This window comes from Novosphingobium sp. BL-52-GroH, from assembly GCF_044813085.1.
In the GTDB taxonomy this organism is placed as follows: Bacteria; Pseudomonadota; Alphaproteobacteria; order Sphingomonadales; family Sphingomonadaceae; genus Novosphingobium.
The window spans coordinates 566,627-578,180 of sequence record NZ_CP171152.1 but is presented as its reverse complement, the minus strand read 5'-3'; the positions used below and the strand labels follow the sequence as shown (position 1 = coordinate 578,180).

General features: G+C 67.5%; 10 protein-coding genes. 5 read left to right on the top strand and 5 right to left on the bottom strand.

All coding sequences use genetic code 11. The annotated features are described in order from the left end of the window. Nucleotides 1–2: 2 nt before the first annotated feature. On the top strand, nucleotides 3–2,327 hold the full coding sequence (gene cofH / locus ACFFDA_RS15375; RefSeq protein WP_404481475.1) for a 5-amino-6-(D-ribitylamino)uracil--L-tyrosine 4-hydroxyphenyl transferase CofH: 2,325 nt from the start codon (nucleotides 3–5) through the stop codon (nucleotides 2,325–2,327). Nucleotides 2,328–2,418: 91 nt separating this feature from the next. On the opposite strand, the gene ACFFDA_RS15370 is transcribed toward cofH, so the two are convergent. The 3 genes from ACFFDA_RS15370 to ACFFDA_RS15360 form a co-directional block, all read right to left on the bottom strand. Then, nucleotides 2,419–2,895, bottom strand: coding sequence for a hypothetical protein (locus ACFFDA_RS15370; protein WP_404481474.1), 477 nt, complete (start codon nucleotides 2,893–2,895; stop codon nucleotides 2,419–2,421). A gap of 53 nt (nucleotides 2,896–2,948) precedes the next feature. Then, nucleotides 2,949–4,139, bottom strand: coding sequence for a sulfotransferase family protein (locus ACFFDA_RS15365; RefSeq protein ID WP_404481473.1), 1,191 nt, complete (start codon nucleotides 4,137–4,139; stop codon nucleotides 2,949–2,951). A gap of 178 nt (nucleotides 4,140–4,317) precedes the next feature. Further along, complete coding sequence (locus ACFFDA_RS15360) at nucleotides 4,318–5,190, bottom strand: helix-turn-helix transcriptional regulator (RefSeq protein WP_404481472.1); 873 nt, start codon at nucleotides 5,188–5,190, stop codon at nucleotides 4,318–4,320. A gap of 159 nt (nucleotides 5,191–5,349) precedes the next feature. Between ACFFDA_RS15360 and ACFFDA_RS15355 the strand changes: the two genes are divergently transcribed. The 3 genes from ACFFDA_RS15355 to ACFFDA_RS15345 all read left to right on the top strand — a co-directional run bounded on the left by ACFFDA_RS15355 (nucleotide 5,350) and on the right by ACFFDA_RS15345 (nucleotide 8,540). Then, complete coding sequence (locus ACFFDA_RS15355) at nucleotides 5,350–6,141, top strand: SDR family NAD(P)-dependent oxidoreductase (protein WP_404481470.1); 792 nt, start codon at nucleotides 5,350–5,352, stop codon at nucleotides 6,139–6,141. 126 nt (nucleotides 6,142–6,267) lie between these two features. Then, nucleotides 6,268–7,281 carry a zinc-binding dehydrogenase gene (locus ACFFDA_RS15350; RefSeq protein ID WP_404481469.1) on the top strand — a complete coding sequence of 338 codons (1,014 nt, stop codon included), beginning with the start codon at nucleotides 6,268–6,270 and terminating at the stop codon, nucleotides 7,279–7,281. A gap of 2 nt (nucleotides 7,282–7,283) precedes the next feature. After that, nucleotides 7,284–8,540: an MBL fold metallo-hydrolase gene (locus ACFFDA_RS15345; protein ID WP_404481468.1), complete on the top strand. Its 1,257-nt coding sequence runs from the start codon at nucleotides 7,284–7,286 to the stop codon at nucleotides 8,538–8,540. A gap of 31 nt (nucleotides 8,541–8,571) precedes the next feature. Here ACFFDA_RS15345 and ACFFDA_RS15340 read toward each other — a convergent pair whose 3' ends face one another. Continuing rightward, nucleotides 8,572–9,360: an SDR family NAD(P)-dependent oxidoreductase gene (locus ACFFDA_RS15340; RefSeq protein ID WP_404481466.1), complete on the bottom strand. Its 789-nt coding sequence runs from the start codon at nucleotides 9,358–9,360 to the stop codon at nucleotides 8,572–8,574. Between the two features lie 208 nt (nucleotides 9,361–9,568). Between ACFFDA_RS15340 and ACFFDA_RS15335 the strand changes: the two genes are divergently transcribed. After that, nucleotides 9,569–10,372, top strand: coding sequence for an SDR family NAD(P)-dependent oxidoreductase (locus tag ACFFDA_RS15335; RefSeq protein ID WP_404481465.1), 804 nt, complete (start codon nucleotides 9,569–9,571; stop codon nucleotides 10,370–10,372). A gap of 21 nt (nucleotides 10,373–10,393) precedes the next feature. Here ACFFDA_RS15335 and ACFFDA_RS15330 read toward each other — a convergent pair whose 3' ends face one another. Beyond that, a complete protein-coding gene (locus ACFFDA_RS15330; RefSeq protein WP_404481464.1) occupies nucleotides 10,394–11,458 on the bottom strand; it encodes an ABC transporter substrate-binding protein in 1,065 nt (354 codons plus the stop codon). Between the last annotated feature and the right edge of the window lie 96 nt (nucleotides 11,459–11,554).

Here is an 11,554-nt window from a genome sequence, read left to right as displayed (position 1 = left end):
ACATGGCTCGCGACGACGAAGCACTGATAACCCGACTCCTGACCACGCCGCTCGACGATCTCATGGCCGAGGCGCGCGCCTGCCGCGATACCCGCCACGGGCCGCTGACACCGGCGCGGATGACCTATTCGCCCAAGGTCTTCATCCCGCTGACGCGCCTGTGCGCGGACGTGTGCCACTACTGCACCTTCGCCACCACGCCCTCCCGGCTGGAATCGCCCTATCTCTCCGAGGATGAAGTGCTGGCAATCGCCCGCGCCGGAGCGGCGGCGGGGTGCAAGGAAGCGCTGTTCACGCTCGGCGATGCGCCCGAGCGGCGTTACGCGGCGGCGCGAGAATGGCTGGCCGAGCGCGGCTTTGCGCGCACCATCGACTATGTACGCCACTGCGCCGGACGTGTGCTGGAGGAAACCGGCCTGCTGCCGCACGTCAACGCGGGCGTGCTGGACGAGGAGGACTGGCGCATGCTGCGCCCGGTCGCGGCCTCCGTGGGGCTGATGCTGGAGAGCACGTCCGACGGGTTGATGGACAAGGGCATGTGCCACCATGGCTCGCCCGACAAGGTGCCGGCGGTGCGCCTGGCCTCGCTGGCAGCGGCGGGGCGCGCCAAGGTCGCGACCACCAGCGGTGTGCTGATCGGCATCGGCGAAACGGCGCGCGAGCGCATCGAGGCGCTCGTCGCCCTGCGCGACCTGCACGGGGGCCATGGCCACCTGCAGGAAATCATCGTCCAGAACTTCTGCCCCAAGCCGGGTACGAAAATGTCAGGCGCCATCGAGGCGAGCGGGGCGGATTTCCTGCGCACCATCGCAGCCGCGCGGATCGTGCTGCCGCCCGAAGTCTCGGTGCAGGCCCCGCCCAACCTCAACGACGAGCGCCTGGCCGAACTGATCGAGGCGGGGATCGACGACTGGGGCGGCATTTCCCCGGTGACGCAGGACCACGTCAATCCCGAGGCCGCCTGGCCCGAGATCGCCCGCCTCGAAGCGATCTGTGCGAAGGCCGGGATGCCGCTGGTCGAGCGACTGACCGTCTATTCGCGCTTCGTCGAGGAGAGCGGCTGGCTCGACCCGGCGATCCGACCGGCGGTGCTGCGCCTTGCCGATTCGGAGGGACTCGGCCGGGACAGCTCGTGGAGCCCCGGCATGGCGCAGGCGACGCCCGGCAGCGTCCACGCACCGCTGGGCCGCCGGTACCAAGGGCCCGTGGCCAGCCGCATCCACCGCATCCTCGATCGTGCCGCAGGCGGTGGGGGGCTGGGCGAGGACGAGATCGCCGCGCTGTTCGCGACGCGAGGGGCAGCGGCGCAGGCGGTCGTGGAAGCCGCCGACGCGCTGCGCGCGCAAGTCAGCGGCAACGACGTGACTTACGTCGTCAACCGCAACATCAACTACACGAACATCTGCACCCACGCCTGCTCGTTCTGCGCCTTCAGCAAGACCAGCAGCAAGGCAGGCCTGCGCGACAAACCCTACAACCTCGACCTTGCCGAGATCTCCGGGCGTGCGCGCGAGGCGGTCGAGCGCGGCGCTACCGAGGTGTGCCTGCAAGGCGGCATCCATCCCAGCTATACCGGCGACACCTACCTCGCGATCCTGCGCGCGGTGAAGGATGCGTGCCCTTCGTTGCACGTCCATGCCTTCTCGCCGCTCGAAGTCAGCCAAGGCGCGCGGACGATGGGGATGCCGGTGTCGGATTACCTTGCGATGCTGCGCGATGCCGGACTGGGCTCACTGCCCGGTACGGCCGCGGAAATACTATGCGACGACATCCGCGCGCAGATATGCCCGGACAAGCTGACCACCGGCGAGTGGCTCGACGTCGTCGGTACGGCGCACCGGGTTGGCCTGCCGACCACTTCGACCATCATGTTCGGCCACCTGGAAAGCCCGCAGCACTGGGCGCGGCATCTGCTGGAACTGCGCCGCCTGCAACTCGACACCGGCGGGATCACGGAGTTCGTACCGCTGCCGCTGGTCCATATGGAAGCGCCGTTCTACCGCAAGGGCCTCAGCCGCAGGGGCCCGACATGGCGCGAGGCGGTGATGATGCATGCCGTGGCGCGACTGGCGCTGCACGGGGCGATCGGCTCGATCCAGGTATCCTGGTGCAAGCTGGGCATGGACGGCGCGGCAGCGGTCCTCGCGGCTGGCGCCAACGACCTCGGCGGCGTGCTGATGGACGAAAGCATCAGCCGCGCGGCAGGGGCCTCCCACGGGCAGTTGGCCGACGTGGCCGACATGCGCGCGGCGGCCCAGGGCGTCGGACGGCGGCTGCGGCAGCGCACGACGCTCTACAAGGACGTGGTGGCTGACGTGATGGCGTGAAGCGCTTTTTCGCTTCGCCGCAGGTGCTACATGTTTGCGCCTTCGGCTTCGCGCGCGAGACGATCTTTTGCCTCTTCTTTTGGCCGTGAAATCACATCGCCCGGATGTGCTGCCACACCGGCTCGGGCATCCAGGTGTACTCGATGTAATGCCCGAATACCTTGCGGGCATCGAGGTACAGGAACTTCAGCCCGTCCTCAGGCTCGCCCGCAAGATCGCGCTCCATGGCGACCGGGAACTCCTGCGCATCGACGCGGGCGCGGAAGTCCGTCCAGTCCGGCACGCGGAAGCAGACGTGGTGGAAGCGCAAGGGGCCGCCGTTCGACAGGCAGTTGGCATAGATGCCGACTTCGTCGATCTCGTTCTCGATCAGCTCGTACTGCAACGCGCCGATCCAGATGAAGCAGATGCGACCTTTCTGGCGCCTGGGGCCATCGGGCGTCAGCACCGTCTGGTCGACCGGGATGATGACCGGCTCCCGTTCGAGGCCGCGCCCCCGGAACAGGTCGATGCCGGCCTCGATATCGTCGCACATGTAGGCGTTCTGGTAGTGGATGCCCTCGAGCATGTTTATCTCCCGTTCGTCGTCCCGGACCTGATCCGGGATGACGATGATCGCCTTTACCCCTCCCGCGCGACGTCGTAGCGCGACAGGTAGCGTTCGAAGAGCGGCTCCAGTTCCGCCTTGCTCAGCCCGTACTGGGCCAGCTTGTACTCGTGGCGGCCGAACTTGTCCTGAGGGTTGTCGTCGACCCACTTCTGGACGCCGGCCTCGGCCTCGGCGGTCCATTCGTCGCCGAGCTGGGCGTAGACTTTCTTCGTTGCGCCCACCGGGTCCGCGACGATGTCGGCGTAGTGGACGTCGATGATCTTGTCTTCGCCGAACCGGTCGCGGAAGTCCATGATCCGGTTGGCGTGCTCGGCCGCCTGCCAGGGATAGTCCTCCTTGAGCCATTCGGCGTCGATCCGGCCCATGTGCGCCATGTGGCTGAGCGAGATCACCGAGCACAGCGACCCGGTGGCGGTGAACGGATCGCGGTGGGTCCAGATCACGCGGGCATCGGGATAGACCTTGAAGATCGTCTCCAGCCACAGCGAGTGGCTAGGCTTCTTGACGTTCCATACGCCGGTCGTGTGCTGCTGAAGAATCTGCAGGAACTTCTTGTGATACTCGTAGGCGCTGGTCATGTCGCACGAGAAGATGAAGTCCTTGTAGGCCGGCACCTTGCCCTTGGACTCGATCATCAGCGTCTTGAAATCGTGCGCCATGAAGAACACGCATTCGTTGGGATAGACTGCGGAACCGCGGTAGTACTTGCCCATGCCGGGGTTGGCTTCGAGCGCGGCCTTCTCCTGGGCCAGACGGGTCACTGCGCGCGGGTCGGTCGTGAGCAGCGCGTTCGAGGCGACCGGGGGCACGGGATCGTCGATCTCCCAGGTCAGCGGCGAGCGGCGGGCCGGGTCGGCGGCGAGGAGGTTCGACATCAGCGTGGTGCCGGTCCGCGGCACACCCATCACGAACACGGGGCGCGTCACCGGGCGGTCCAGCACTTGCGGGTTGTCGCGCAAGTACTGCGACACCTTGAGGCGACCGCGCAGGTAGTGGAGCGTGTCGCTGCGGGCGCGGGCGATGCCGCCTTCGCTCATCCAGCCCCGGGCAATGCCGTCGTTGAACGAGGCGGTGAAGACGTCGAGGCCTTCGCGGTAGGTGTCGCTGTCGAAGGTGTCGATGCCGGTTTCCCTGATCGCCTGTTCGATGAGGGCGTCGGCGACGAGCCGGTCGGTGCCAGTGGTGGTGGCGGAGCTGGCCATTATAGTGATCCTCTTCCCATCGGGCCGCTCGGCGACCGTTCATGGGCCGCAATAATCCGCGCGGGGCAGGGGTTGGCAATGCGCGTGGGCCGTCACATCGGGCCGTTATGTCGACTTCGGGTCAAGACCGGCCGAGCCCACACCCTCGCCATGCCGGACTCGATCGGGGATGACGGGGTCATGCCAGCACTCGGCCCTGTCGCTGGCGGAACGTGCTGGGGCTGGCCCCTACCGCCCGCCGGAACGCGAACGTGAAGCTGGAGGGCGAGGCGAAGCCCATCGAGAAGGCGATCGTCTTCACGCTCTCGCCCTCCATCAACAGGCGCTTGGCCGCTTCCATGCGGCGCTGTTCGACGTAGTCGCCGATCGAACAGGCCCGGCTCACCCTGAAGCCCCGCGTCAACTGGCGCACCGACAGCGCACACAGCGCCGCCAGCTCTTCCAGCGAAGGCGCGGCGAGATCGTCGGCTAGGCGCTCGTCGATCAGCCGCAGGCGCCATCCGGCGAGCCCCCCGGTGATGGGCCTTTCGGCGACTTCGAGGCAGTGGCGGCCCAGCTCGATCGCCAGCTCGCCGCCGAGAAATCCAAGCATCCGCTGGGCGGCGAGGCCGGGATGGCGCACTTCGGCCGTGATGCGGAACAGAAGCGCGCGCATCTGCGCGGAGCCGATGTCGAGCGCGGCGGCGAGGTGCGAGTTGTCCCAGGTCAGTTCGCGGCCGACGAGGTCGTGGACCATGCGCGCATCGATGGTGCAGATTAGCGAGGCCTGCCGTCCGCTGCCGCCCTTGACGAACAGCTCCTCGCCCGGCGGCAGCACGAAGATGTCGCCCAGCCGTTCCAGCCGATGCGGCCCCCAGCGGCGCCGATAGCCTCCGCGCGATTGCAGGGGGCGCGGGGTGAGGCACATGTTGACGTGGTAGCCTTCGCCCACCGAATGGCGGCCATCGGTCGGCTCGGGAATGTCGTAGCGCACGATCTGGGCGAGGACGCCGCTTGTGGCGAGCTGGGCGTCGAGGCTTGCCGTCGGGCGTGGGGCCGCGCTTGAGGCCATTTGCGTCTCTCCCGTGGCGGGCGGCTGCAATATGTCCCGGACGCCATCTTAGGTCCTGAATTCTACGGCCCGCACGCTTGCCCGGCAAGCCCGTGGCGAGGAACATCGCGCCCACGAAAGCGCCGCTAAGGCGTATGGATCGGGATCGAGGGAAGACACATGGCTAAGGGCCTTTTCGACTGCACGGGCAAAGTGACGGTGGTCACCGGCGGCAACGGGGGCATCGGCTTCGGCTTCGCGATGGGGGTAGCCAAGATGGGCGGCGACGTCGCCATCTGGGCTCGCAATGCCGAGAAGAGTGCGAAGGCCAAGGCCGAACTCGAAGCGGCCGGCGCCGGCAAGGTGATCGCCTATCAGGTCGACGTCTCCGAGGAGGCGAACATCGTCGAGGGCTACGAACAGGTCATGGCCGACTTCGGCCGGCTCGACTGCGTCTTCGCGAACTCGGGAGCTTCACCGCGCTACAATTCGGTTTTCGACATGCCGACCGAGCACTGGCACGAATTCCAGAAGACCGCGCTCCACGGCGCTTTCTTCACCTTGCGCGAAGGAGCGCGGTTGATGAAGGCCCGGGTCGAGGCTGGTGACGAAAGTGGCGGCAGTCTCGTCGCCTGCGGCTCGCTCTCGCTGTTCCAGGGCATTCCCGGCAAGATGGAATACGCCGCGTCCAAGGCGGGCATCGCCGCTGCCGTGCGGTGCCTGGCCATCGAGCTGGCGCCGTTGGGCATTCGAGCCAACGTGGTCGCGCCCGGCCTCATCATGACGCCGATGATGGGCGAGGGCGCGCGGGCCGACGCCGTCGCACAGCACTTCGCACCGACCATCCCGATGCAGCGCACCGGCTTCCCGGCCGACTTCGAGGGTATCGGCGCGTACCTGTGCTCCGACGCCAGCAGCTTCATGACCGGCGAGACGATCACCATCGACGGCGGATACATGGTGCGCCCGTAGGCGCCCTTCCTTCGTCATCCCCGCGTAGGCGGGAACCTATCTGATGGTGGCTGGAAAAGAAGCCTCGGACGATGGGCCCCTGCTTTCGCGGGGATGACGAGAGAATAAAGCATCAGGAGAGAAGCGATGAAGCGGTTGAACATCCACGGTGTCGGCGACGTCCGCCTCGATGCATACGAACGCCCCGAGGCCGGCCCGAAGGACGTGGTCGTGCGGATGAAGTCGGTCGGCATCTGCGGCAGCGACCTGAGCTACATCAAGGTCGGCGGCATGCCGGCCGAGCCCGGCGGACAGACGGCCCTGGGCCACGAAGGCGCCGGCGAAGTGCTCCAGGTGGGCGCCGAGGTCAGCGGCATCGCCGTGGGCGACGCAGTGATCGTGAATCCGATGATGACCCCCAGCAACATCGGCTCCGGCGGCCCCGAGGGTGCCTTCACCGAGGAACTGCTGGTCCGTGAGGCGCAGCTCGGCACGTCGATCCTGCCGATCCCCGAAGGCGTCGACTACGACGTCGCCGCCATGTGCGAGCCGCTGGCGGTCGCCATGCACGGCGTCAACCGGGCCGAGGTGAAGCCGGGCGACAAGGTCGTGGTGTTCGGTTGCGGCCCGATCGGCCTTGGCATGCTCTTGTGGCTCAATGACCGGGGCATCACCGAGGTGGTGGCGTTGGACCTGTCGGAGGAGCGGCTGGAACGCGCCCGCGCCATCGGCGTCCAGGCCGCGTTCGATCCCAGCAAGGTGGACTTGCGCGCGGAACTCGCCCGCCTCCACGGGGAAGTGCCCAGCTATGGCCGCGTAGGCGTCGGCACCGATGCCTACATCGACGCGGCGGGCGCGCCGCACATCCTCAGCCAGGTCATCATGATGGCCAAGTTCCACGCGCGGCTGGTGATTACGGCCGCCTACATGAAGCCTCTGGAGTTTCCCGCCGGCCGCATGCTCACCAGCGAGATGACGATCACCACGGCGGTCGGCTATCCCACCGAGATGCCCGAGGTGATCGCCGCGATGCCGCGCCTCAAGGACAGGATCGCTGCGATGATAAGCCATACGCTGCCTTTCGACGACGTCCTCCACGGCTTGGAGATCGCAGCGACCCCGCAGTCGGCCAAGGTCATGATAAAGTTCGAGGACGCGTGACCATGAGCGACGTGAAAGACGCGCCCGCCGGGGCCGGCCCCAAGCTCGCCGGCCTGGTTCGCTCGGGCGACGAGCAGGCCGAGGCCATTGCCGTCACCGACTTCATCTTCCAGGCGAACGACATCTCCAACGCCTATCTCGTCACCACGTCGCAGGGCGACGTGATGGTCAACACCGGCTTCATGGACAATGCGGAGCGCACCAGGCGACTGCTGGCGCCGCACCGCACCGGCCCGCTGGCCTTCGTGATCCTGACCCAGAGCCATGCCGATCACTACGGCGGGTTGCCAGAGTTCCTGGAGGAGGGCACCCAGGTCGTCGGCGGTCCCGGCTTCAACGAGGCGCTGGCCGACATGACCCGCCTGCAGCCGTTCTTCGGGCCGCGGAGCGGCAAGCTCTGGGGCTCGACGCTCAAGCGTGGCTCGGCGCCCAAGGCGGCGCCGCACGTCGAACTCGATATCCTCGTCGACCGTCGCCTGACGATCGAGCTTGGCGGCCGGACTTTCGAGCTGATCTCCACTCCCGAAGGTGAGACGGTGGACGCGCTGACGGTTTGGATGCCGCAGGAGAAGATCGCTTTCACCGGAAACGTCTTCGGGCCGGTGTGGCTGTCGATGCCTTTCCTCAACACCTTGCGCGGCGACAAGCCGCGGCTGGTGCGCAACTATCTCAAGTCGCTGGAGGCCATCCGCAACCTCGGCGCCGAGATCGTCGTCACCGGGCATGGCGAGGCGATTCGCGGCGCTGCGCGGATCCGCGCCGACCTCGACAAGCTCCACGCCGCCGTCAGCCATGTCCGCGACTATACGCTCGATGGCATGAATGCAGGGCGCGATGTCCATACCTTGATGCGCGAATTCGCCTGGCCGGAAGGGCTGGAGATCGGCGAATTCCACGGCAAGGGAAGCTGGGCGGTCAAGTCGATCTGGCGCGAGTATTCGGGATGGCTGCATTACGAGGACGGTACGAGTGCGCTCTACGGCGTGCCGCGTTCTAGCGTCGATGCCGACCTCGTCGAACTGGCCGGCGGCGCGGCGAAGTTGGCACAGCGGGCGCAGGCGAAACTGGACGGCGGCGCGTTGCTGGAGGCCGTGCACCTGACGGACATCGCCCTCAATGCCGACGCCGCCAACGTGGACGTGCTGAAAGTCCGCAAGGCCGCGCACGAGGCGCTGCTGGCGGCCAGCGGCGGCCGCAATCTGTCCGAGACGATGTGGCTGCGCTCCGAGATCGCGGCGATGGAGGCGAAGCTGGGGTGATCTTCGCGCCTCCAGCGAACGGCAGGCGCGTTCAATCCGTGTCGATCAAGCCTTTTTGTCCCGTCCCGCCGTTCACCGCCAGGGTCTCCCCGGTGATGTAGCTCGCGGCGTCGCTGGCGAGGAAGACGACGGCCTGCGCGATCTCCTCGGGTCTGCCGGCACGGCGCAGGGCGAAGGCGGTGGTCGCGGCCCGGGCCGCATCGAAGCCGGTCTTCGCCCAGCCCTTCTGCGCCAGTTCGGTAGCCACCATGCCTGGCGCGACGCAGTTGACGCGCACGCCCGCGCTGCCCCATTCGGTCGCCGTCACCCGGGTGAACATCTGTAGCCCTGCCTTGGCCGCCGAATAGGCACCGCAGCCCGGTGTCCCGGTGAGGCCGGCCTGCGACGAGATGTTCACCACCGCCCCGTTCCCGCTCGCCTCGAGATACGGGAACGCCGCAAGGGAGCAATAGAAGGCCGCGTTGAGGTTCAGGCGGATGTCCTTGTCCCAAGTCTCGGGCGCCATCTTCGAGATGGCGGAAAAGCTCGACTTGCCGGCATTGTTGACCAGGATGTCGATGCGCCCCAACCGTTCGACCGCGCCTTGGATCAAGGCTTGCGCGGCTTGCGCGTCGGTAACGTCGGTGGGCAGGCATTCAACCTGGCGGCCGGTCTCGCCACGGATTTGCACGGCGGTCTCCTCGAGTCCCTCGATCCGCCGCGCGGCGATGACGAGATCAGCCCCGCGCCGCGCCAGCAGCGAGGCGATCGCCCGGCCGATTCCGGTGCCGCCCCCGGTCACCACGGCAACCCGTCCGGCAAGGTCGAATCCGTCGAGCATCGTTCTCTCCTCTCGTGGCCGCCTCCCCAGCGTCGGCGCGATATCGGCCGGCGGGGGATGGATCGGGACCCGGCAATTCGTAGGGTCGCAGCTTCGGTGCCCTGCGGCGCCGGTGGACGGGCAGGGGATGCGGCCTCCGTGAAACTCGACACCACATAGATAGTATATGCTATCTATGTGGTGTGCAACGACAATGGGAGCGGATGAAATGGGTACACACGATCTTCTCGACCTTGCCGGCCAGGTCGCCGTCGTCACCGGCGCGGGGCAGAACGCCGGCCGAGGCATCGCGCTTGAACTGGCGCGGCACAATGCGGGCGGCATCGCCGTCAACGATTTCGTGCCCGAGCGGGCCGAAGCGGTGGCGGCGGAAATCCGCGCCATGGGGGTGCCAGCGCTCGCGGTGCCGTTCGACGTGGGCGACCTCGATGCGATCCGCGCCGCCAACGCCGCGATCACCGAAAAGCTCGGCGCGGCGACGATCCTGGTCAACAATGCCGGCATGGCGGGGCCGGGCGGCTCGCTGCGACCCACGCTCAACTTCTGGGAGGAGGACCCCTCGGCCTGGGACCGCTACCTGCGCACCAATCTCTACGGTGTCTACAACGCCTGCTTCGCCTTCATTCCCAACATGGTGGCGGCGGAGCAGGGGCGGATTGTGACCATCGTCTCGGATTCAGGCCGGGTCGGAGAGCCCAAGCTGGCGGTCTACGCCTCGGCCAAGGCGGGCGCCCAGGGGTTCGTGCGGTCGCTCGCCAAGGAACTGGGGCGCTACAACGTCACCAGCAACGCGGTGTCGCTGTCCTCGCTGATGCCCGACATGCCCGAGGAGAAGCTCGCCGAGGTCATGGCGAGCGATCACGCCAAGGCGCAACTGGCGCGCTATACGATCCGCCGCTACGGCAAGTCTGCCGACGTCGCCGGGCTGGTGACCTTCCTGTGCTCCGGCGCGGCGGAGTGGATCACCGGGCAGACCTATCCGCTCAATGGCGGGTACGCGCCCTCGATGTAGGGCGGACGGCGGGTGCGGTGGTCATGCGACTTCCCGCGTCTCGCCGTCCAGCCACTGGCGCACGACGAGATAGCGGCCGTGCAAGGCGCCGCGATCGTGGATGCCGAAGCCGAGTAGGGTTCCTTCGTGGCCCTCGGCGGCGGCGAGCCACTTCACCTGCTCCAGTCCGATGCGCAGGCCTTCGCGCGACAGGTCGGTGGCCCGGGCCAGGCCCTCGGCGACGAGGCGGCCGATGTCGTGGCCCCGGGCGACGGCGAGCGCCCGCTGGCGCGGCGCTTCGAGCAGTGCCATCTGCGCTTGCAGGGTGGCATTGGTGTCCGAGTGCATGTCGATATAGAACCAGCCGTCGCAGGTGCGCGCGAAATCGCCGCGATAGCCCCGCTGGCCGGCGCTGTTCATGATGTTGGGGCCGTCCCATCGGGTCTGCGACAATCCCCGCGCGAGGGCAGGGGCGGAAACGCCGAGGCCGAGGTAGACGATCCCGTCGGGCGCCTCCTCCACAAGCGCGTCGACCGCTTCGCCGGCTTCCTCGGCCATCGGCGAGAGGCCATGCCTGGCGACGATCCCGACGCCTAGCCGCTGGGCCTCGTCCTCCAGGTATTTGAGGTGGCGGGTGCCGATCGGCGAGATGTCGTAGGCGACCGCGAGGCGACGGCAGCCCAAGCCCGCCATGTGTCGCGCCATGACGAGCGATTCGTCCTCGTGGCTGCCGACTTGGTGGTGGAACATGTAGCGGCCACGGGCGCGCTCGGCGCCGGCCAGGTTGATGGTGGGAATGCGCAACTGTTCGGCGAGCGGGGTCGCCACCAGCGCATTGTCGCCGATGCCCGGCCCCACGATCAGCATGGCCCCGGCATCGGCCAACTGGCGATAGGCCTGTTCGACCGCCTCCGCCGTGCCGGAGGGCAGGCCCAGGCCATAGGCATGGACGAACTCGACCGGGGCGGTCAGGCGACCGGCCTCGCGCAGGACGCCGATCTCGCGTTCGATCCAGCCGGTGACGTCGCTATCCTCGTCGAGGTCCGAAAAGTCGGCCATGTCGTTGAGAATGCCGACCCTGACTGTCCTGGCCCCGCTTGCTGGCACGCATTTCCTCCCGGCGGAAGCAGGCGCGCACGATTGCGTCCGCCTGGTCCGTCGCGGCTAGCAATGAACCAGCAGGGAAAAGGCTGCTTGGTGCTC